Below are 22,381 nucleotides of genomic sequence, written 5' to 3'. Positions count from 1 at the left end.
ACGGCGCAGATCCTGCACTTCGCCGCTTGTCGCAGCGCGGGCAGTGTCGCCGGCCAGACGGCGCTTGCCAGCTTCCATGAACTCTTTCGACCATGTGTAATATAGGCTCTGGGCGATACCTTCCTTGCGGCAGAGTTCGGCGATACTATCGTCACCGCGCAAGCCCTCCAGCACAATCCGGATTTTATCCTCGGCTGAAAACTGCCGACGCGTCGCTCGGCGTATGTCCTTCACCACCGCCTCGGCTGGCTTTTTGGCGACTGAGTGTTTTGCTCTCATCTGCGTTCCTTCGTCACTACGATGAGACCAAAACACTCCTTAATTCGCAACCTCAAATCTGTGCCATAGGCGCTGACGGGGGACAACGATAGGTACGCAGCGGGAGATTCTCCAGCCCAATGTGCTACTTCAAATGTGGTTCTCCATCGAACTTGGAGTGACCGCTCTTGGGGAGGACTGGTGTCTGGCGGAGCATCCGATAAGAGGGCGCATAGCGGACGCTATTTACGTCGGCACATATGTCGGCAAAAGGGTTGGGCACTGATGACAAAAATGCGGTTATGTCATCAGTGGCCGCAATCGATGTTTATGAGTTGTTGCTGCGCTTAGCTTTTGCCTTCTTGTTTTGCTTGGGTAACTCGAAGCAGTAAACTCTAGCAGGCTTGCTCTCTGTAGGTAGTGTTCGTTTAACGGTTTTATGATCACCATCTCTTTTGAGAAGGGCGATAATTTCAGGCTTATTCTTTAACCGTGCCCATCCAGGTATCAAATGGTGAATGCGGTCTGGTTTGATCCAAAGCTCTCTCTTGGTTCCTACCTTCTTCAAAAACGCTGGCACTGCCTCGAGGCAATCGCTGGAGGGAAGGGGAGTACCCCCATGTTTTTGGAAACCAATCTTGGCAGTGTCATTTCTTCCCGCAATCGCTTGCAGGGTGGAAAGCAACGCGGACGCTTCGTGATTGCCTAACAGGTACATCTTATAGCAATCTAACACCGCTTTACCGCATTTAAGTCCTTGAGGTAGCGCACCATATTGCTGTGCGAGTACGCCCCCAGCGTAGACGATGCCAAATGCCTCAGCCACACGTGCTGCGGAGCCGTTGTCTAAGTCAGCATTGGATTTTTTCTGAAATAATCGCACGCTGCGCTCAATATTTGCCCTGAGGATATCTTCATCATCGTGGCGATCTTGAACCAGTTGCTTCAAAAATACCCTAATAGCGTGTCCGTGGTGGTTGTTTGCTGCCGCAATCAGACTCCCAGCATATTGGCCCGCTGTTGCGTACTCATGCGGTATCTTGTCAAACACCCCGTGTTTGCGGCTTGGAAAGAGTTCGAGTGTTATAAATCGATCTGCTGCCGCGCTTGCGGCCTCATTCCTATTATCAATTAAATCAGCCAGTCGTTCGTTCGATGACGACATATAAACAAATCGATATTCGCCACCGTTTCGTTGATCAAAGCGCCGCTTATCAGTGCCACCCGCTAAGCGAAATGCGATGGCTTTGAAGTGCTCCCCCCTCATTTTGGGACTTTCACCCGCAAGAAAGAGATTGGCTTCCTCTAATATCATAGGGATATCGGAGTGGGCGGACATCTCTTGCTCTAAACCGTTCGCCGTTGCGTCGAACGAGATATAATAATGACCGTCATCGCCCTGTATAGCGCCGCCAAGCACGGACGACATTAATTGTTGGACCGTGCTCTTGCCTGTTCCTTTTCCGCCTACGAGTTCGAACCCAAAATTTCCAACACGATTAGTTAGCCGCAAGATAGCTGCGGCGAAGGTCAGGCAAAGACCAAAAATAGGTATCGATTGGTTTGCCAACTTAGCGGCAACGTCCTGCAGCCAAGTTTCAGCGTCACCCTTAGCAGAGCATTTGTTGTTGGAGATTTCAAACAGCACCTCATCTGAAGAGCATCCTTCCGGCGAGAACACGGTGCCGTCTGGGAGCGCAAAATGTTTTCCGTTCCAACCTATGTGCTCAACCAGTTCGGCTTCATAGAATTGTTCGATCCCAGCAACTTCATCCATTAATTTTTTGACGCGTGCTGAGCCAACAATAATGACTCCACCGCGGCTTAATCTGGCAATTGCCTCTTTTCCATGACCATGGAAATCGCTGAACGGCACCCAGCAATGTTTTTCATTATCCGAAATCTTCACCCACCTTGTCCCACTGCTGGTAATAAAACCATCAACTTTAAATGATTTCTTCATGGCAGCCTCCATCACAAAGTGAATCGCGGCTCCCCACTTCCCCAGCATTTTGGAGAGTGATGGTGTGGCATTGGTGTTGAACAGGGAGAGAGATGCTGTGTTGTATCCACTCACCCATATTAACTTGTCCAGCTATAGGGCTAGAGGTGTCTAACTGGCTAAAATAGGTCATCTTAGCTCTCCCATTCTTTATTTTTTGAGCTCATAACTAGCCCACCAGATTTGACGGCCATGCCCTGCAAAAGCGCACAGTCGGCAGGCCTCCACCTGTCGAGCCACATCAACAATTGGCTGTGCCAAGGTTCAGGGACCCGGCTTCGCCATTTCTGTCGGCGCATATGGCCGTCGATGAGCCCCTGCCAACGAGATCCCCAAAATGGTTTGATCAAATAAGTGATGGGGCTGGGGAGGTGGGTAAGTGGGGAGCGAGATATTCTGATATCTTTAGGGCGGCTATATTTAGGGCTGCCCCTTAATCCCTCAATAGCTTCAATCAGTGTGCCACTGCCGATTCCATGCCAATGGAAGCGCCACTTCAGTGTGGCTGAGTTAAATTCAGCGTCTTGATTGGCGAATAAAAAGCCGTTTAGATCACGGGCTCCTTGGCGATAGAGATCAGCACGTAGGCCAGAGACCAACGCTAAAGGGTCCACCAGTTTGAGATCAGCGGCAGGAAACTCCCACTTGCGGCTACATAAAGTGAATGCTCGGACCTCTGGGTCATGTTGGTCCACCAATTGCCATAAATGAGGAACCACTATCTGTCGGACGTCATGCATATATCGCGCTGATGCAAGGGAGCAGGGCGTGACGGTTGAACCCATGCGTTTCGCTAGGTCCTTTGCCTCAGCGACATCATTTTGCGCGGCATAGATACGTAGCATCTTTGCGCGGATGATATCCTCATTGAGGGCATCTTCTGCGCTTTCGATAAAGGAGCCATTTGGCCCAGTGAGCGCATATTCGTTTTGCAGTCGCGATAGCTGCATTATATTCTGGCGGGACATTATTGGCCCCCCTTGATGCTGCAACGCTCTACCAAGGCTAGGATGCTATCGCGCTTTATGAGGGTTTTTCTGCCAATTTTGACGACCTCAAGGTCGTTGCTGTTGATCAGCTCATATATTTTTGTCGATCCGAGGGACAGCATACGCGCTGTCTCCCGGACTGAGTGAGTAATATTCGCCATGACGAATCTCCTGTTTGGAAGCCGAAATTGACCTCCAAACAGGAACTGCCGTTTTGTTTGGCGTTCGTAACGGAAGCACAAAAGTGCTATTTTGAGCTATGTTGCGTCTTGGTTTGGCTGGGTATGCGGTGTCGAGACAAGTAGATCCCATAGGTGGCCAGCGATCCGTCCAGCAGTTGTTTCGCCGATGGTTTTTACTTTGTGCTCAGGGTCATAGAGTAGCTCAACGCGTTCCCATATAGCTTCAATTAGGTGGTTTTTGGAGGGATAGGACTCATGAGTGATCCGACCTTTTCGTTCAAGGTCGATGAACTGGTGGATCAAGTTGGCCCATTTTTCATAGTCAACTTTTCCGCCACCGTTGTTCTTTTTTCCCCGGCCACACAGTTTTTGCACATCTTGCTTCAGCAGATACAATCCTACAATGATGGTCCGGTCAGGGGGTGTGCCTTTAGCTGATGTCCTCATCCTCCGTGTTATCACGAAGCGATTTTGGCTCCAGCGCCATCTAGCTAAATCTCGTGGCCAATTCGTGGACTGCCGCCATATGGCTGGCCGAACCTCCGCGTCTAACAGCATATCGCCTTCATGCTCTGCCCGCGTTCGCCAAGCCACGTTAAGGTTGATCTCGTTGCTGACCCACTGCCTATCGGCTTTGGCTCGAATCCGACCGTCCTTTAACCCCTCGGCGATGTAGCGCTGAGCATCGGGACCGAGCTTTCCCACAACAATCGCCTCTGCCTCATCGATAGTATACCATTGATCTCCATTAATCCCTCTCGCCACGACGTCTCTCCCTTAGCTTGTAGAGGCCAAAGGAGCAGGCAAAGGTTAGGAAACGGCTAATTGTCCGAGAAATTAGATGGTACGTGGTTGGCCGTAATCATACGTGTGCTACCGCACACAAAGTGGGCACGAGAGTGGGCGTGAGAGCCCATTTAGTGATTAAAGTATTGAAATATAAGGATAAATGGCGGACAGGGTGGGATTCGAACCCACGGTGAGCTTCCACCCACGGCGGTTTTCAAGACCGCTGCCTTAAACCACTCGGCCACCTGTCCTTGCGGCCCTCCTTAATCGCTGAAATTTCTGCGGCAAGCAAAAGATGTGGGTTCACCGAATATCGTTCAACAAATTGCGATTATCGCATTTTTGCGCGTGCCATGCTGGTCAACATGGGTGCATCTGTGCCAATTTCACCCTAAAGGCGGTGAATGATGCGCAAATATCCTTTCAGAATCAGTTCGCACCTGCCCAAGGCGGGGATTATCTTGTCGGCTTGGGCGGCGGTGTTTTCTCTGCCAGCTTGCGCCCAAGGCGCCGCCGATGGCGGCTTTGATGCTTATGTTCAAAGCTTGTGGCCAGTTGCGCAGGCACAAGGGGTGTCGCGGACAACCTTTGATCAGATGACGGCGGGCCTGCGTTATAACGCCCGCGTGATTGCGCTGGATAAGGATAATCTGTCGAGTGGCGGGACCAGCAATGCCATTCCGGCCTTTGCCCCCTATAAGGCCAAGCATGTCGATGCGGCGCGGATCAATGGTGGGCGCAGTGTGTATTCCCGTTTGCGGCCCTTATTGTCGCAAATCGAAGCGAAGACCGGCGTGCCGGGCGCGGTGATGATTGCCATTTTTGGCCATGAAACCGCTTATGGCAAAGTGACCGGCAATTTTGATTTGCCCGAAGCCTTGGCGACGCTGGCCTATGACGGGCGCCGGCGCAGCTTGTTTGAACCGGAATTTCTGGCGACGATGGTGATGGTGGAACGCGGCGTTCCGCGCCAAGTTTTGAAGGGAAGCTGGGCAGGGGCCTTTGGCTATCCGCAGTTTTTGCCGTCCGTTTACCTGCGCGTCGCCGAAGATGGTGACGGCGATGGTGTGGCACGCATTTGGTCGAGCGAAGCGGATGCGGTGGAATCCATCGGCAGCTATTTACGCGCTGCTGGTTGGAAAAATGGCGAGCCGTGGGGCGTTCCGGTTCGCGTTCCGGCATCACTCAACCGTGACAGCATTGCATCCCAGCTGAACCCCGCGCGCTGCCCGCGTGTTTTTGCGCGGCATAGCCGTTGGCGTTCGATGGGCGAATGGCGTGCAATGGGCGTGGTACCAGAACAGGGCAATTGGCCCGCCGATCATATTCAGGCGGTGTTGTTGGAACCCGATGGCCCAGGCCGCACGGCCTATTTGTTGACGGGCAATTATCGCGCAATTTTGGATTATAATTGTTCCAATTTCTATGCGCTGTCGGTCGGCGTGTTGGCGGATGAAATTCACCGGTAAATGAGCGTATCAGAATGAATGCGGGACGATATAACGCCGCGATCAAGCCATTTGGGCTGGGCGCGGTATCGCTGGCTGCGATGATGTTGATGGTTGGCGGGCTGGGGCTGGGCGGCGCGGCGGATGCGGATGCACAGCCCAAAGCGGCGGCCAGAACAGGTCCGGTCAGCCGACCAATCTATGTGACCAAAGCGCCGATCATCATGTTGAAAGATTTGGACAGCGGGGCGATCCTTTTTTCACGCGGCGCAGAAAAACGCTTTGCGCCCGCGTCGATGACCAAAGTGATGACCGCTTATGTCATATTGGATTTGATCAAAGATGGGCGGTTAAAGACGTCCGACACATTTCAGATGACCGATGCGATTTGGGCACAGTGGAATGCGCGCAAAGGCAATAGCACGATGTTTCTGCGGTCGCGGGAACGGGTGAGCGTGGACAAGTTGCTGATGGGTCTGATCACGGTGTCGGGCAATGATGCTGCGACCTTGTTGGCCGTTGGCGTGGATGGAAGCGAGGAAGAATTTGTTCGGCGGATGAACCGTGTAGCCGCTGATATTGGCATGACGTCGAGCCAATTTGGTACGCCCAGTGGCTGGCCCGATGGCGGCCGAACCATGGTCAGCGCCGAAGATATGATCCGTTTGGCCGACCGCTTGATCCGCGATCATCCCGAAGCCTATGCCCGCTATTTCTCTCAGCCAAGGTTGGAGCATGGCTTGTCGCCGGACAAAAAGCCTATCGTTCAGCGCAATCGCAACCCGATATTGGGGCGCTTTGCGGGCGCGGATGGCTTGAAGACGGGCTATACTGCGGAGGCTGGATATTGTTTTCTGGGGTCTGCCAAGCGCGATGGCCGCCGCCTGATCATGGTCGTTGCTGGCATGAGCAGCGAGCGCGAACGGCGCGACGAAGCAGAGCGGCTGATGACATGGGGCTTTAGCGCTTGGGAAGGCCGTGTTTTGGCACAGCAGAACACGCCGATGCTTCGTTTGAACGTCAGCGGGGGTAGCCAGCCGGAATTGATCGCGCAAAATAGCATGGCAGTCCGCATGACCGTTCCGCGCGGGCATGATGGCAGCTATCGCGCCGCCATTCAGGGTGCTACGCCGTGGCAGGGGCCGATTGCCAAGGGGGATAAGGTGGCCAATTTTGTGATTACACCCGCCGGATTGCCGCAGCAAACAACGCCTTTGGTGTCCGACCGCGACATTGAAATGGGCGGAACGATGGACCAAGCCCGCACCGGATGGCATCGGATGACGGGGCTGTGACAGCAAGATTTATCACGCTGGAAGGCGGCGAGGGCGTTGGAAAATCAACGCAAATATCCCGTCTGAGCGACGCGTTTACGGACGCTGGCATCGACCATATTGTGACCCGCGAACCGGGTGGCAGCGCGGGGGCGGAGGCCATTCGCAAATTGTTGATGGAAGGCAGCGATGACCGCTGGAACGCGCGGGCAGAGGCATTGTTGTTTGCAGCGGCGCGGGCGGACCATGTCGCCAAAACCATCTTGCCCGCACTGGAACGCGGCGCGTGGGTGATCTGTGACCGCTATGTTGACAGCACACGCGCTTATCAGGGCGGCGGCGGGGGCCTAAGCGATACCGACGTCATGGCGCTGCACCGCATTGGCAGCGATGGCCTGTTGCCCGACCGAACATTTTTGCTGACCCTAGCGCCCGACAAAGCCGCAGCGCGTTTGTCGGTGCGTGATGTGGGCGGTTCGGACCGAATGGGCAGCAAGTCTTCGGAATATCAAGCGCGCTTGAACCAACGCTTTTTGGCGATGGCCGCCGAAGACCCCGCCCGTTGGCGCGTCATTGACGCCGACGACAGCGCCGAGCAGGTCACGCAGCACATCTGGCAGGAATTGACGCCATGGCTGAGTTAATCGGGCTAGAGGGCGCCGAGACTGCCTTTTTGGATGCATGGAAAAGCGGACGCCTGCATCATGCTTGGTTGCTGGCGGGGCCGCAGTCGATGGGGAAGGCGGCCTTTGCCATGCGCGTGGCGCGTTTCTTGGCCACCCACGGTCCAGCCGGATCTGGCGATGCGGCGTCTTTGGATGACGAAGGCGACGCGGCGGCGGCCCGCTTGTTTGACGCGGGCAATCATCCCGAGATTTTGATGCTCAGCCGCCAAGCGAAGGACAAAGATAAGGGCAAGTCCAAGGCCAAAGACGCTGACAAGGATAAAGCCAAGGATATCGCCCGCAGCATCAGCATTGATCAGGTCCGGCAGATGATCCGCCGCTTGCAAATGTCGCTATCTATGGGTTCATGGCGGGTCATCATCATTGATGCGGTCGATGATCTGGAGGTGGCGGGGGCCAATGCTTTGTTAAAAACATTGGAAGAACCGCCCGCCAAGACTTTGTTTTTCCTGGTCAGCCATTCACCGGGCAAATTGCTGCCGACCATCCGTTCGCGGTGCCGCTTGCTGCGTTTTCAGCCCGTCCAACAGGATCAGGTGGAAGGCTGGTTGCAATCCATTCGGCCCATGCTCGACCGGTCGGACATTCGCGCCATTGCCGCCGCATCGGGCGGCGTACCGGGCAAGGCCTTGGCATTGATCGACAGCGATGTTCTATCCATCGAGGAAAAATTGCTGGCGATTGTCCGAACGGGCGACCCGCAAAATATTTTACGGGCCGAATTGTCGAAAAGCGTGGCGGGCGTCGCCAATCGCGAAAAGTTAGAACTGGTGATTGATCTGGTGCCAGGATTGATTGCCGATATGGCCCGAAAATGCCCAATTTCTGCGCTTGGACCGGTGTTGGCGCAATGGGACGCCATTCATAAAACCACGCGCGGCGCGATTGCGGGCAGCTATGATGGGGCGATGATTGGCTTTGCCATTGGCAATATTTTGGCTGAACTTTCACCGCATTTTGCGCAGGGTGCACGCTGACGCTTTCCCTATGCGCCGCAAGCCGCTAAAGCGCGGCCATGTCTGAACCATTTTATATCACCACCGCCATCAGCTATCCCAATGGTCGCCCCCATATCGGCCATGCCTATGAATCTATTGCGACCGACGTCATGGCGCGTTTCCAACGCGCACGTGGCCGCGATGTACGCATGATCACGGGCACCGATGAACATGGATTGAAAATGGTTCAAACCGCCCGTGCGGCGGGCCGCGAAACCTTGGATTTCGCGACAGAAATGGCTGATCATTTCAAGGCGATGGCTGCCAAGCTGAACATCAGCTATGATAAATTTGTTCGGACGTCCGAACCATCGCATCACAAGGCGTCGCAGGCGCTCTGGAACGCCATGAAGGCCAATGGCGACCTGTATCTGGACCGTTATGAAGGCTGGTATAGCGTTCGCGACGAAGCCTTTTACGACGAAAGCGAATTGACGGATGGGGAAGGGGGCGTTCGCCTGTCCCCCCAAGGGACGCCGGTGGAATGGACCGCCGAGGAAACATGGTTTTTCGCGCTGTCCAAATATCAGGACAAGTTGCTGGCGCTTTATGAATCCAACCCCGACTTTATCCGCCCCGAAAGCCGCCGGAATGAGGTGCTGCGCTTTGTCGAGGGCGGGCTGAAGGATCTGAGCGTATCGCGCACCAGCTTTGATTGGGGCGTGCAGGTTCCGGACAGCGATGGCCATGTGATGTATGTTTGGGTGGATGCCCTGACGGCTTATTTGTCGGGTATCGGATATCCCGACACGGATGGCGATTTCGCCAAATATTGGCCCGCCAATATCCATATGATCGGCAAGGATATTGTCCGTTTCCACACGGTCTATTGGCCCGCCTTTTTGATGAGCGCCAATCTGCCGCTGCCGAGCCAGATTTTTGGCCATGGTTTCTTGCTGAACCGCGGCGAAAAAATGTCCAAATCCTTGGGCAATGTCGTGGACCCGATGGATTTGGCCGACCAATTTGGCGTCGATCAGATGCGCTATTATCTGTTGCGGGAAGTGAGCTTTGGGCAAGATGGCACCTATTCTCCAGAAGCCATTGTGCGCACCGCAAACGCCGATTTGGCCAACAGCTTTGGCAATTTGGCCCAGCGCAGTTTGTCAATGATCTTCAAGAATTTGGATGGCACTCTGTCCAATGATTATGAAGTTCATGCCGATGATGAAGCCTTATTGGCTGATATTTTCACCATGGCCCGTGAGCAACTGCCCACCGCCTTTGATGAATTGGCATTTTCGGTTGGTATCGAAGATTGGATCCGTTCGGTTTTCGCGTCCAATCAATATGTTGATACACAGGCACCATGGGGGCTGCGCAAGACAGACCATGAACGTATGCGCGCCGTGCTGATGACTTTGTTCAAGGCTGTCAGGGCCTTGGCCATTGCTATTCGACCCGTTGTGCCAGCATCAGCTGATAAGCTGTTGGATCAGATGGGTATTGATGCTGATGCGCGTGACTATGCGGCCTTGGCCGATGACCAATGGTTCGACAAGCTGATCGCCAGCGGGTGTAAGATTGGTCAACCTGTGCCAATCTTCCCGCGTTTGGACTTGCCGGAAGGCGCAGAGGGGGTAGGGCAGACCTGATGCTGGTCGATTCCCACTGTCACCTGAATTACAAGGGCCTTGCGGAACAGCAAAATGACGTTCTGGACCGTGCGCGGGCGCGGGGGGTGACGGCTATGCTGAACATTTCTACACGCGAAAGCGAGTGGGATGATGTGTTGGCAACGGCGGAACGCCACAATGATGTGTGGGCCAGCGTCGGCATTCATCCCCATGATGCCGATCAACACCCCCATATCGACACCGAAAAACTGGTGGGGAGGGCAGCCCATCCGCGTATCATCGCCATTGGTGAAACCGGCCTTGATTATTATTATGACAAGTCGGACCGTGACCAGCAGCAAAGCAGTTTTCGCACGCATATTCATGCGTGTCAGCAAACGGACTTGCCGTTGATCGTCCACACCCGCGATGCAGAGGATGACACCTTGGCCATCATGGCGGACGAAATGGGCAGGGCACCGTATCGCGGCGTCATTCACTGCTTTACCGCCAGCGATGATTTTGCACGCAAGGCCTTGGACTTGGGATTTTACATCTCTATCTCTGGTATTGTAACGTTCAAAAATGCGGCGGAATTGCAGGCAACCGCGAAATGGTTGCCGCAAGATCGCTTGTTGGTTGAAACGGACTCGCCTTTTTTGGCGCCTGTGCCGCATCGTGGGAAAACGGGCGAGCCTGCCTTTGTCGCAGATACGCTGGAATTTCTGGCGAAGCTGCGCGAGGAGGATAGGGACGAACTCGCTGAGATAAGCTCTCGTAATTTCTATCAATTGTTCAGTAAAGCATCGGTATGAAACGCATGAAACCATGAAGGTACGGATTTTGGGATGTGGTACATCGTCGGGTGTGCCGCGCATCGGCAATGACTGGGGCGATTGCGATCCAGATAATCCGCTGAACTTTCGAACCCGTGCCTCCATTTTGATCAGCCTGGGCGGTTTTCGCATTTTGGTGGACACCAGTCCCGATATGCGAATGCAGTTGTTGCGTGCTGAAGTTGGTGAAGTGGACGCTGTTATCTGGACGCATGAACATGCGGACCATTGCCATGGGCTGGATGATTTGCGCCAGATCATGAACCGTCGCCGTTCGCCTGTGCCAGCCTATGCTCGCAATCATGTGCTGGATATTTTGAAATGGCGTTTCACTTATGCTTTTGCTGGCAATGCTGGTTATCCGGCGTCGGTGGATCCGATTGATTTATTGGATCATCAATCCATCGGGCCGATTGAAGTGTCGGCGATTGAAATGCCCCATGGCCCCATCAAGGCGACTGGCTTGGTGTTCAGCGATGGCGCCCATAAAATTGGATATGCCACCGATTTTTCCAAATTCACGGATGAAATGGTCGACTTTTTCCAAGGTGTCGATTTGTTCGTGATCGATGCGCTGCGCCGCTATCCGCATCCGACCCATCCGCATTTGAAAATGTCGCTGGACGCGATCAAAAAGGTCGGCAATCCTCGAGCCATTATTACCCATATGGATAATAGTATGGACTATGCGGATGTGTCATCGGAATTGCCCGATAATGTCGAAGCCGGCTTTGACGGATTGGAAGTGCAGTTATGACAGGTGACGGCATCGTTCAAACCATTTGGTTTATTGGTGCCTTTACCTTGGTCATCAGCGCCTTGGTCGCGCGGCGCTTGCCGATTGGCGATGTGCTGAAAATGGCGCTGATTTGGATTGCCATTTTTGCTGTCATGTTTGCGGTTGCCAGTTGGTGGCAGGGGCTGGGATAAAAGCCAGCCCAAGGTTGATCGGCGTTGGTCGATTTTATGATAATTTAACATAATATATATTATCGGATTATTGCATGTCTTTGCCAAACACCATCAAATCCCCCGCCGATGTGATAAAGCCAATGGACCGTTTGCTGGCGATCATGGCCCAGCTTCGCAACCCCGATGGCGGATGCGAATGGGATTTGGCCCAAGATTTTGAAAGCATCGCGCGCTACACCATCGAAGAAGCCTATGAGGTGGCGGATGCCATCCAATCCGGTGATGGCGACGCCATTAAAGATGAACTGGGCGATTTGTTGCTGCAGGTGGTTTTTCACAGCCAGATTGCGGCCGACAAAAATATATTTGCCTTTGATGATGTTTGCGCCGCCATTTGCGACAAGATGGAACGCCGCCATCCGCATATTTTTGGCGACACCAAGACCGACGATGTCAAACGTCAATGGGAAGAAATTAAAGCCGCCGAACGGGCAAGCAAGGGTGAACGCCAGTTGCTGGATGGAATCGCCCTCTCCCTTCCCGCGCTGATGCGTGCCCAGAAAATTCAATCTCGCGTCGCGCGTGTTGGTTTTGACTGGCCCGATATTGATGGTCCGCGCGCGAAAATTTTGGAAGAATTGGCCGAGGTCGATGACGCCAAAAATGATGAGCATCGCGCCGAAGAAATTGGCGATTTGCTGTTCGCGGTGGTGAATTATGCCCGTCACTTGGGCGTCGATTCCGAAGCGGCGCTAACGGCCGCCAATGCCAAATTTTCCCGCCGCTTTTCGACCGTCGAAAAATTGGCAAATAGCCCCTTAGATGGCCTGACATTGGACCAATTGGAACATTATTGGGCGCAGGTTAAGGACAGCGAAAAGGCGTAATTCCAAGATATTGGAGATAATATCTTGGAATTCACTTTAATATTTTACTCGTCGGTAGCGAGCGGGTCATAAGGGACCGATGTCGGTTCTTCGTCGCGAAAAATTTCGTCTGCTCCATCCAAATGGCCCGGCCATAGGCGATTGAAACGGGCCATGTCCGCCGGGTCAAGACGGGTGGTTATCCAATGGCCATCTTCGGCTGCTTCGTCAGCCAAAATGTCGCCCCGCGCATAGAGCCATGCGTTGGCGTCCCCTTGATCATAGCGCAAAAATATCCGGCATTTTTGGTGCAATGACGTCAGAACGGACGCCATTAAGGCCCGCGCCCCATCGACATTTTCGCCTGTAAAAGCGGACATAATGGCGACATCCGCGCGGTGTTTGGCGCTGGCGATGATATCGGCACGCTGTTCGGGCGTGGCCGTGTCAATTTTGTTCCAAATCTCGATCTGCGGGATGGGTTCCTGATCATCCTCCCCTTCCCCTTCGCTTTCGCGTCCGTTGACGCCCAGCGATTCCAGAATTTGACGGACATCCTCATATTGCGCTTCGGTATCGGGATGCACAATATCACGGACATGGACGATCAAATCTGCGGTCGTGACTTCTTCAAGCGTTGCGCGGAATGCCGCGACCAATTCGGTCGGCAGGTCCGACACAAATCCGACCGTGTCCGACAAAATGGCTTTGTCGATACCCGGCAAGCGAATTTCGCGCATCGTTGGGTCTAGGGTTGCGAACAACATATCCTCTGCCATGACGTCACTGCCCGTCAAATGGTTGAAGAAGGTTGATTTTCCAGCATTGGTATAGCCAACCAAGGCCACCACGGGCCACGGCGCACGCTGGCGTTTTGCGCGTTGTAATTTGCGGGTACGGCGCGCGTCCTCCAGTTGACGGCGAATGCGGGCCATGCGATTGCGGATCATCCGGCGGTCGGCCTCAATCTGGGTTTCGCCAGGTCCGCCAAGAAAACCAAAGCCGCCGCGCTGGCGTTCCAAGTGTGTCCAGCTACGGACCAAGCGACCGGCTTGATAATCGAGATGCGCCAATTCGACCTGCAATCGCCCTTCGGCAGTTGCGGCCCGTTCGCCAAAAATTTCCAAGATCAGGCCGGTTCGGTCAATGACCTTGGCACCCAATTCGGTTTCCAGATTGCGCTGTTGAATGGCCGATAAAGATGCATCGACGATCACCAACTGAACATCTTTTGCCACAATGTCCGGCTTGATCGTTTCAATTTGTCCAACGCCAATTAACGTCGCGGCGCGGGTTTGGCGTAGGCGTAGGGCGTGAACAGCCACCACATAAAGGCCGATAGCGTGGGCAAGGCCAGTCGCCTCGCCCACGCGTGCTTCCGAGTCGCGTGGCAGACCCTGACTATACCATTGGGGTACAATCAGCAGGGCCTTGGCACCACGCGTAACCTCTATGCGTTCATCGTTCATACGGATCTCAGATGACTGATCAATTATCTTCTGCTTCGTCATCCGTTTCCGTCAGGTTGATCGGCCCATTTGGTTGAACCGTTGAAATTGCGTGCTTATATACCAGTTGAACCTGACGCTCACGTTCCAACAGCATACAGAATAGGTCGAAAGCGACAATGTCGCCTTGCAGCATCACACCGTTGACCAAGAACATGGTCACGGGCTCTTCTGACCGGCGCACAGCGTTTAAGAACACATCTTGCAAGGCCTTGCCTTTGGCAGCGGATGGTGCGTGGATATTTTCACCTAGCGACGCGAGTTCGAAATCATGCGATGGCATGATCGTTGAAATTGCGTGCTTATATACCAGTTGCGATTGACCATCGCGGCGTAGCAGCAGCGAGAAATTATCAAACCAAGTGATAATGCCTTGAAGCTTGACGCCCTTGACGAGGAACATCGTAACGGGAGTTTTGCTGCGACGCAGCGCGTTGAGGAAAACATCTTGTAGATTCTGGTTTTTATTGGACACATTGGTCTCCTATTTTTGGCGGTAACACCGCAATACCGGCAACGGTTGCATTTTATATTTTAGCTTCCGTTGCCACCTACGCGTGAGCAGATGCAATATGATGCAAAGTGCGTTTAAGGTCTAGGGGAATGTCCTTCAAATTTTAAGAGTTTTCTCCATCAGGATTTTCGGTCAGGCCCAATAGTTTAAGCTTGCGGTGCAGTGCGGACCGTTCCATGCCGATGAAATTCGCGGTTCGGGAGATATTTCCCGAAAAACGGTTGATCTGAATGCGCAGATATTCGCGTTCGAAATTTTCCCGCGCTTCCTTGAGGGGGATCGCGGTGACCGCCTCGGTTGTTGGTAGGATATCCACGCCGCCGCGCACCAATTCCGATGGCAGCATATCTGTGTCGATGCGGCTGAGGCGATCGGTGGGGGCCATGATCATCACCCGTTCCACCACATTTCGCAGTTCACGCACATTGCCCGGCCAGTCATAAGCCTGAAGCGCGGCCATCGCCTCTGGCGAGATTTCGGGCGGCGCTATACGGCGTTCGGCGGCAAAGCGGCTGATGAAATAATCGCACAGGCCAGCAATATCGTCGCGCCGTTCGCGCAGCGCCGGAATATGAACGGGTACGACGTTCAGCCGGTAATAAAGATCTTCGCGAAAACGACGTTCGGCGATTTGGGCGGTCAGATCGCGGGCCGAGCCGGAAATGATGCGCACATCGACACGGATCATCGTACGGCCACCAACCCGCGTAAAGCTTTGGTCCGTTAAGACGCGCAAGATTTTGGCTTGGGTGGTCAGCGGCATATCGGCCACTTCGTCCAAGAATAATGTGCCGCCATGGGCTTGTTCCAACAGGCCTGCACGGAAGCTGCCATCCTCGCTTTCTGAACCGAATAATTCCAGCTCGACCGTTTCAGGGTCCATGCGGGCAGAGGAAATGACGCGGAACGGCGCATTGTGACGCCCGCTCCATCCGTGCAGAACGCGCGCGGCGACTTCTTTTCCAACGCCCGCCGCGCCGGTGATCAGCACACGGCTGCCCGTGCCTGCCACCCGTTTCAAGGTCGCACGGACATTGTTGATCGCCGTGCTATTGCCCGTCAGTTCATAAGCTGGGCCGACTTTTTCCTTGAGCTGTTCATATTCAAATTTCAGCCGTTCATTCTCGGTGGCGCGGGCCACCAAGTGCAGCAGACGCTCTGCCTCAAATGGCTTTTCTATAAAATCAAAGGCCCCGCGGCGGATGGCCGCGACTGCGGTGTCTAGCCCGCCGTGGCCCGAAATCACGATGATCGGCAAGGTTGGGTCAAATTCCTTGATGGCATCCACCAGTCCGAGCCCGTCCAATCGCGACCCCTGAAGCCACACGTCGATGAGCGCCAACGAAGGGCGGCGTTGTCGGATCGCCTCTAGTGCGGCGTCGCTGTTCGACGCTGTACGGGCTTCATAGCCTTCATCTTCCATCACGCCAGCGACCAAGTCGCAAATGTCCCGCTCGTCGTCGACGATTAAAATATCAAGCGCCATATTCTTCCCTATCCTGACGATTACGGATGCGTCCGGGCACGGTTTCCCCTTGCCCATTTGCGATGGAACCCACTTTTCCAGTGAGTGGTTTGAGCCGTTCCGGATAGAGGGTCAGCGTCACACGCGTTCCCTTGCCAGTCGGGCTGTCTTGGAAATCAAGCTCGCCATAATGCTGCTCGACAATTTTTTTGACGATTGCCAACCCCAATCCCGTGCCGCCTTGGCGGGTGGTCATATAAGGTTCGGCAATATTTTCGCGTTGGTCGGGCAAGCCGATGCCATCGTCGGTGATATGCACCAGCAACCGTCCGCCCTCTGCCTGTTCAATGTCCGCACGAACATGACCAATGGGGGTCTTGGTCGATGCGGGGTCATGATGTTCCTCAATGGCCTCGACCGCATTTTTGACGATATTGGTGAGCGATTGGGACAATAAGCGGCGGTCACAGACCACGGGGTCCATCACGGCGGGTGCGCGCACGCTGAATTGAATATCGGGCTTGGCCACTTCGAATAAAAATACCGATTGGCGCAAAATGTCGCGAATATCTTCTGCGCCAAAGGTTGGCTTGGGCATGCGGGCAAAGCTGGAAAATTCGTCCACCATCCGCCGCATGTCATGCACTTGACGCACGATAGTGTCGGTCAACTTGCGGAACACCGATGCTTCGTCGCTTTCGATTTTATTGCCAAAGCGGCGCTGTAGCCGCTCTGCGGCCAATTGAATGGGGGTGAGCGGGTTTTTAATTTCATGGGCAATGCGGCGCGCGACATCGGACCAAGCTGCGCGGCGCTGGTCCAGAAGCTGCTGCGTAATATCTTCAAAGCTGAGGACATAGCCGTCTTCTTGGTCCACGGCCTTGGCGGCCAAGGTTGCGGGTTCGGAATCTTTGCGGGCCAATTGCACCACGCCCTCGCGCTCGTCCCCTTCGAGAAGGCGGGCGAGTTCGGGCGCGACGGCGGACAATTTCTGGCCCACTAATATGTTGGCTGGTTGCCCAATCAGCCGTTCTGCGGCGGCATTGACCAGCAAAATATGGTCATTGCGATCCACCGACAACACCGCAGAGGATACACCCGATAAAACGGCTTCCATGAAGCTGCGCCGAACCTCTAGCTGCTCATTGACATTGACCAAGGTGCGCGTTTGCCCCTCAATCTGTTCGGTCATGCGGTTGAAGGCCCGCGTCAGCACGCTGATTTCATCGTCATAGCTGGATGGCGCGACGCGTACGGACAAATCGCCATCCGCCGCACGGCGGGTCGCACCGACCAAAGTCCCCAGCGGACGAACAATACGGTCGGCCACAAGGATAGCCGCCACCACCGTCAGCGCCAACAACAGGATAGAACCCAGATATAGCGCCACGTTAAATTGCAATTGCAGTTCCTGCGAACGGCGGAACAGGCCATTATAGTCGGCCAGAACGGCACGGGCCCGTTCAAATTGTTGCAGGCCCAGCACATTGGCGTCGCGCGACGCATAAAGATAAGCGCGGTTCATACCTGGCAAGCGGGTTGCGGCCTCGATCCGGTCGGTTTTTCGGACCACCACCACATCCTCGCCCTTGTCCAGACGTTCCAACATGGCGGGCGAAATGCGATTTTCAGCAGCGCGGTTGTCAGGGTCGATCATGGCGGGGGTGCGAGCTACGCCATCGGCGCCAATTTCAATAATCGCGCTTTCATTCAGGGTGCGGACCACCACCTGTTGCAGATAATAATTCGCAAATTCTGGATCATTGATGGAAATGCGGCGCAATGTTCGGCTGAGGTCGGCGGCCATTGCGGTGGTGTTGGCGCCCACTTCACGCTGATTTTCTTGATAATAGCCTTGGGCCAAATTGGCGGCATTTTCAAACATGCCGCGCGACCGATCGGAAAACCAAAAGTCCACGCCATATTGAAATAATAAGGATGCGAAAATCACAACGAGTAGCGTCGGCACCGCCGCAATCATCGAGAATAGCGCCACAAGGCGGACGTGTAAGCGCCCTTCTCCGCCCTCCATTGACCGCATGGCGCGGCTGCGAGCGATGCGGCTACCGACCAAAACGATTAACGCCATGGCAGGAGCCAGATTGGCGACCATGATCGCCGCGACAATCGCGGGTGTCAGCAATTGGTCGCTTTGGTCGTCGCCGGTTACGAAAATATAGGTCGCCACGGCAATGCTGATGGCCACGGCCAACGCATAATATTCAGGGACGCCGAACTTCCAGCCAATTTTGCGGCTTGTTTCGGTCAGAACAGGGCTATTGCGCATCGAGGCGGCGTTGCTTTCCATTGTGACCTTGCTACGACAAAGATGTTGCATAGAAAACACACAATGTAAACTTCGTGCAGAAATAGTGGCTTTTTTTGGGACGCATGGGGTTGTGCGCGCCCATACACGCTGCCCCCACCCGCAAAATATGGGGGGATATGGCAGCAATGTGGGTTAAATTGTCACATTCGTCTGTGGGATGGACGTCTGTGGAATGGATTGATCAGAATTTCGCGGCGTCGATATCAAGGCTGGCCAGTTTTTTGCGCAACGTATTGCGGTTGATGCCCAATCGCCGCGCTGCCTCCAACTGATTGCCATTTACTTCGCGCAGCATTCGGCGAAGCAAGGCGGCCTCGACCAATGTTTCGAGTTGTTTGTGGATATGGCCATCATGCATATGATCAGCCAGAATATGCGAAGCCCAGTCGTCCACCGCGCGGCTGACGGCATCGGCGGGGTTGGTGGGTGCGTGATGATCACTGGCTTGGGACAAAATGGCGTCGACATCGCGGGCTGTCACCTCGATATCGCGGCTGAGGACCGCCAAACGCTGAACCACATTGCCCAATTCGCGGACATTTCCGGGCCAGTCGTGCCGTTCCATCCGCGCCAGCGCGGCCGCAGAAAATTGCCGATCAGGCAGGCCAGACGCTCGGCCCGCGTCCACGAAATGCCGCACCAAAGCAGGCAAGTCGCTGCGTCGTTCGCGCAGCGGCGGCAAGGTGACGGGAATGACATTCAGCCGATAATATAAATCTTCGCGAAAGCGGCCATCGGCCACCAAAGTGGCCATCTCGCGGTGGGTTGCCGCCACCACGCGGACATCGGCGCGCAAAGACTGGCTGCCGCCCACCGTGGTATATTCATTGGTTTGCAGCACGCGCAGCAAGCGTGTCTGGGCCTCTAGGGGCATGTCGCCAATTTCGTCCAGAAACAAGGTGCCGCCCGATGCTTGTTCAAAACGGCCTGCGTTGCGGCTGTGCGCGCCGGTAAAGGCCCCTTTTTCGTGACCGAATAACTCGGCCTCGATCAATTCGCGCGGGATGGCGGCCATGTTGATGGCGACAAACGGACCATGGCGGCGCAGGCCCGTGGCGTGAATGGCGCGGGCCACCACTTCCTTGCCGGTGCCGCTTTCGCCCAAAATCAACACGGCCAGATCGTTGGTCGCCAGCCGCGCGATGGTGCGGTACACCGCCTGCATGGCGGGGGCGCGGCCCACCAAGCCATGAATATCGGCAGGGTCAGCGGCCTGATCGACGATCTTCTCCGCCGCGCTAGCGCTTGGCCGTTGCAAGGCGGCGCGAACGCTGGCGGTCAATTCCTCGAGGTCGAAAGGCTTGGGCAGATAATCATAGCTGCCAATATTGGCGGCCCGAACCGCTGTATCCAATGTATTTTGCGCGGATAGGATGATGATCGGCGCATCGGCCGCGATACCCGATGTGGTGATGCTTTCGATACCATCGCCGTCGGGCAGGATCACATCGGTAATCATCAGGTCTGGCTGATGAACGGCCAGCCATGCATCCCGTTCTGCCAATGTCGAAACCGCCGTAAAATGCGCGCATTCATCAACCAAAGTTTCACGGATGATCAGGGCAATGGTCGGGTCATCCTCGACCAATAAGATGCGTTTTCCGATGCTCATGGGATGATATCTTTTGGTGAGATGCTATCAGATGGCTTTGCGGCTGCCAGATGCAGGCGAAAGCGTGTCCAGTCGTCGTCGCGGCTATATTGCACTGTCCCCCCCATATCCCGCGCCAATTTGGCGACCAGTGCCAAGCCCAGCCCCCGCCCTTCGCGCTTGGTGGTGACAAAGGGGTCGAACACATCGCCGCGAATGTCGCTGGGAACACCGGGGCCATTGTCGCTGACGCTGATTTCGATCGGCAGAGCGGTGCGTCCCCGTCCGTCCCCATTATCAATCGACAAGCCGTGGCGATAGGCGGTGGTAATCCGCACTTCGCCATCATCGCGGCCTTGCAAGGCCTCGCAAGCATTGGTGACAAAGTTCAGCAAAATCTGGACCAAGGCATCATGATTGCCATGAACCAAGGGCAAGGATGGGTCATAATCCTCGCTTAATTTGATGCCGGGCAATTGCCGCGCCCGCACGGTTTCGATGGCCTGATGGGTTGGCTGATACAGGTTAACAGCATCACATGAAAGCGGCTGACCGCGTGAGAAATGCTCCATCTGATCGATCAGCTTGGTGATGCGGTCCACCTCGGCACAGATTAGCGTGGTGAAGCGTTCGCCGCTGGCGTCGGCCTTGCGAGCCAGTAGCTGCGCGGCGCCCTTAATACCCGCCAGTGGGTTTTTAATTTCATGGGCTAGCATGGACGCCGCCGCCCCAGCCGCGCGTCCAGACCGGCCAATAGCCGTGCCCAGAAATTCAGCGTCATTTTGCGATGGGGTAAGCGTTAAGATACGGTGGCCGCTATGTTCCAATTCCACCATTTGTAAATCGACATCAATGGCGCGCCGGGCCGACGCGATGACAATTTCGGTGCGATGCGCATAAAGCGATGGCTTGGACGCATCGAGCATATGTTGGCGATAGCTGCGGTCGATGGAAATGACATCATAGATGACGCGCCCGATCATCGCAGCGCGGCTGATGTTGCACAGCTGTTCTGCCGCCGAATTTACGAACAATAACACCCCATTTTTGTCCATCACGATGGTCGCAACGGGGTGTGATTGTAGCAACTCTTCATGGTCGAACGCTGAAATGTTCGACGCAGATCGAGTCATGCAGCGGCCTTGGTCAGATGGGGTTCGTAGAATTTTTCCAGCGCATCCAGCACATCTTTGCTGCTGGCCACTTGGTTCACCATGTTGCGGAATTCCGCCGAACCATGCAGACCCTTGACATACCAGCCCAAATGTTTGCGGGCCATGCTGACGCCCGTAAACTCGCCATAATGGTCAATCATCGCGCGGTAATGGGTGGTGATGATGTCATATTGTTCATCAAGCGATGGATCAGGGCGATCGCCTTCACCGCGCAGCGCCGCCATCACCTGCCCCAGCAGCCAAGGCTTGCCATAAGCGCCGCGCCCAATCATCACGCCGTCGGCGCCGCTTTGTGCCAAGGCGGTGCGGGCATCATCGGCCGAGCAAATATCGCCATTGACGATCACCGGAACTTTTACCGCGTCCTTGACGCCGCGCACAAATTCCCAATCCGCCGTGCCGCGATACATTTGGCAGCGTGTGCGGCCATGAACGGTGATAAGCTGCGCGCCCAAATCCTCGGCAATATGGGCGAGTTCTGGGGCGTTCAGGCTGCTATGGTCCCAGCCCATCCGCATTTTCACGGTGACGGGCACCTTCACCGCCTTGACGGTCGCCTCGATCAGGCGGGCGGCCAGCGGCAGGTCGCGCATCAGGGCGGAACCGGCATCGCCATTCACCACCTTTTTCACGGGGCAGCCCATGTTGATGTCGATAATCGCTGCGCCGCGATCTTCGTTCAATTTTGCCGCTTCGGCCATTTCGTCGGGGCGGCAACCGGCCAATTGCATGGACACAGGTTCTTCGACAGCGTCCCACGCAGCCTTTTGCACCGACTGGCGCGTTTCGCGGATCATCGCGGCGGTGGCGATCATTTCCGTGACATTCAAACCCGAACCATAGCGGCGGACGAGTGTGCGAAACGGCATGTCTGTTACGCCCGTCATCGGGGCCAGGATCACCGGATCGGCAATGGTGATATTGCCAATTTGGATCGGCTTAAGCGGGGCCATGGGCCAAAACCTTCGAGTTTGCCTAAAAATTGAGCAGGCGTTTACACCTT

Annotated in this window: 21 protein-coding genes and 1 tRNA gene; 9 read left to right on the top strand and 13 right to left on the bottom strand. The window is 55.0% G+C overall.

Going from position 1 to position 22,381, the window contains the following annotated elements:
• The 6 genes from LKO31_RS01385 to LKO31_RS01360 all read right to left on the bottom strand — a co-directional run.
• Window positions 1–279 (bottom strand): transposase (locus tag LKO31_RS01385; RefSeq protein ID WP_227688021.1); only part of this gene is annotated, 279 nt, incomplete at its 3' end.
• Between the two features lie 307 nt (window positions 280–586).
• Window positions 587–2,335 carry a DUF927 domain-containing protein gene (locus LKO31_RS01380; protein WP_227688278.1) on the bottom strand — a complete coding sequence of 583 codons (1,749 nt, stop codon included), beginning with the start codon at window positions 2,333–2,335 and terminating at the stop codon, window positions 587–589.
• A 59-nt stretch (window positions 2,336–2,394) separates the two neighbouring features.
• Window positions 2,395–3,228, bottom strand: coding sequence for a hypothetical protein (locus tag LKO31_RS01375; protein ID WP_227688277.1), 834 nt, complete (start codon window positions 3,226–3,228; stop codon window positions 2,395–2,397).
• Window positions 3,228–3,410: a helix-turn-helix domain-containing protein gene (locus LKO31_RS01370; RefSeq protein WP_227688276.1), complete on the bottom strand. Its 183-nt coding sequence runs from the start codon at window positions 3,408–3,410 to the stop codon at window positions 3,228–3,230. Before LKO31_RS01370 ends, LKO31_RS01375 begins: the two co-directional genes overlap by 1 nt.
• 96 nt (window positions 3,411–3,506) lie before the next feature.
• Window positions 3,507–4,196: a hypothetical protein gene (locus LKO31_RS01365; RefSeq protein ID WP_227688275.1), complete on the bottom strand. Its 690-nt coding sequence runs from the start codon at window positions 4,194–4,196 to the stop codon at window positions 3,507–3,509.
• Window positions 4,197–4,381: 185 nt separating this feature from the next.
• A tRNA-Ser gene (locus LKO31_RS01360) sits at window positions 4,382–4,471 on the bottom strand.
• A 153-nt stretch (window positions 4,472–4,624) separates the two neighbouring features.
• Here LKO31_RS01360 and LKO31_RS01355 point away from each other — a divergent pair.
• From LKO31_RS01355 to mazG, 9 genes are all read left to right on the top strand, one after another.
• Window positions 4,625–5,689: a lytic murein transglycosylase gene (locus LKO31_RS01355; RefSeq protein WP_227688274.1), complete on the top strand. Its 1,065-nt coding sequence runs from the start codon at window positions 4,625–4,627 to the stop codon at window positions 5,687–5,689.
• Between the two features lie 14 nt (window positions 5,690–5,703).
• A complete protein-coding gene (locus LKO31_RS01350) occupies window positions 5,704–6,963 on the top strand; it encodes a D-alanyl-D-alanine carboxypeptidase family protein (protein WP_227688273.1) in 1,260 nt (419 codons plus the stop codon).
• Window positions 6,960–7,586 carry a dTMP kinase gene (gene tmk, locus LKO31_RS01345; protein WP_227688272.1) on the top strand — a complete coding sequence of 209 codons (627 nt, stop codon included), beginning with the start codon at window positions 6,960–6,962 and terminating at the stop codon, window positions 7,584–7,586. The genes LKO31_RS01350 and tmk overlap by 4 nt, the downstream gene beginning before the upstream one ends.
• On the top strand, window positions 7,574–8,605 hold the full coding sequence (locus LKO31_RS01340) for a DNA-directed DNA polymerase (protein ID WP_227688271.1): 1,032 nt from the start codon (window positions 7,574–7,576) through the stop codon (window positions 8,603–8,605). The genes tmk and LKO31_RS01340 overlap by 13 nt, the downstream gene beginning before the upstream one ends.
• 38 nt (window positions 8,606–8,643) lie before the next feature.
• On the top strand, window positions 8,644–10,221 hold the full coding sequence (metG, locus tag LKO31_RS01335) for a methionine--tRNA ligase (RefSeq protein WP_227688270.1): 1,578 nt from the start codon (window positions 8,644–8,646) through the stop codon (window positions 10,219–10,221).
• Entirely contained in the window at window positions 10,221–10,997 is a 777-nt protein-coding gene (locus LKO31_RS01330) for a TatD family hydrolase (RefSeq protein WP_227688269.1), read from the top strand. The genes metG and LKO31_RS01330 overlap by 1 nt, the downstream gene beginning before the upstream one ends.
• Window positions 10,998–11,010: 13 nt before the next feature.
• On the top strand, window positions 11,011–11,775 hold the full coding sequence (locus LKO31_RS01325; protein WP_227688268.1) for an MBL fold metallo-hydrolase: 765 nt from the start codon (window positions 11,011–11,013) through the stop codon (window positions 11,773–11,775).
• Window positions 11,772–11,948, top strand: coding sequence for a hypothetical protein (locus tag LKO31_RS01320; RefSeq protein WP_227688267.1), 177 nt, complete (start codon window positions 11,772–11,774; stop codon window positions 11,946–11,948). Before LKO31_RS01325 ends, LKO31_RS01320 begins: the two co-directional genes overlap by 4 nt.
• Before the next feature lie 74 nt (window positions 11,949–12,022).
• Complete coding sequence (gene mazG, locus LKO31_RS01315; RefSeq protein ID WP_227688266.1) at window positions 12,023–12,817, top strand: nucleoside triphosphate pyrophosphohydrolase; 795 nt, start codon at window positions 12,023–12,025, stop codon at window positions 12,815–12,817.
• A 44-nt stretch (window positions 12,818–12,861) separates the two neighbouring features.
• Here the strand turns inward: mazG and hflX are convergent, their stop codons facing one another.
• The 7 genes from hflX to dusB all read right to left on the bottom strand — a co-directional run bounded on the left by hflX (window position 12,862) and on the right by dusB (window position 22,331).
• Window positions 12,862–14,265, bottom strand: a complete 1,404-nt coding sequence (gene hflX / locus LKO31_RS01310; RefSeq protein WP_227688265.1) for a GTPase HflX — start codon at window positions 14,263–14,265, stop codon at window positions 12,862–12,864.
• A 19-nt stretch (window positions 14,266–14,284) separates the two neighbouring features.
• A complete protein-coding gene (hfq, locus tag LKO31_RS01305; RefSeq protein ID WP_227688264.1) occupies window positions 14,285–14,779 on the bottom strand; it encodes an RNA chaperone Hfq in 495 nt (164 codons plus the stop codon).
• Window positions 14,780–14,921: 142 nt separating this feature from the next.
• Window positions 14,922–16,304, bottom strand: coding sequence for a nitrogen assimilation response regulator NtrX (gene ntrX, locus LKO31_RS01300; RefSeq protein ID WP_227688263.1), 1,383 nt, complete (start codon window positions 16,302–16,304; stop codon window positions 14,922–14,924).
• Window positions 16,294–18,591 carry a sensor histidine kinase gene (locus tag LKO31_RS01295; RefSeq protein WP_227688262.1) on the bottom strand — a complete coding sequence of 766 codons (2,298 nt, stop codon included), beginning with the start codon at window positions 18,589–18,591 and terminating at the stop codon, window positions 16,294–16,296. Before LKO31_RS01295 ends, ntrX begins: the two co-directional genes overlap by 11 nt.
• A gap of 202 nt (window positions 18,592–18,793) precedes the next feature.
• Complete coding sequence (locus LKO31_RS01290; RefSeq protein WP_227688261.1) at window positions 18,794–20,224, bottom strand: sigma 54-interacting transcriptional regulator; 1,431 nt, start codon at window positions 20,222–20,224, stop codon at window positions 18,794–18,796.
• Window positions 20,221–21,336, bottom strand: coding sequence for a two-component system sensor histidine kinase NtrB (locus LKO31_RS01285; protein WP_227688260.1), 1,116 nt, complete (start codon window positions 21,334–21,336; stop codon window positions 20,221–20,223). Before LKO31_RS01285 ends, LKO31_RS01290 begins: the two co-directional genes overlap by 4 nt.
• A complete protein-coding gene (gene dusB, locus LKO31_RS01280; protein ID WP_227688259.1) occupies window positions 21,333–22,331 on the bottom strand; it encodes a tRNA dihydrouridine synthase DusB in 999 nt (332 codons plus the stop codon). Before dusB ends, LKO31_RS01285 begins: the two co-directional genes overlap by 4 nt.
• Window positions 22,332–22,381: the final 50 nt, after the last annotated feature.

The sequence above is a fragment of the Sphingopyxis yananensis genome, assembly GCF_020687785.1.
GTDB lineage: Bacteria > Pseudomonadota > Alphaproteobacteria > Sphingomonadales > Sphingomonadaceae > Sphingopyxis > Sphingopyxis yananensis.
The sequence above is the reverse complement of the archived record's forward strand: the minus strand, read 5'-3'. Positions and strand labels throughout refer to the sequence as shown.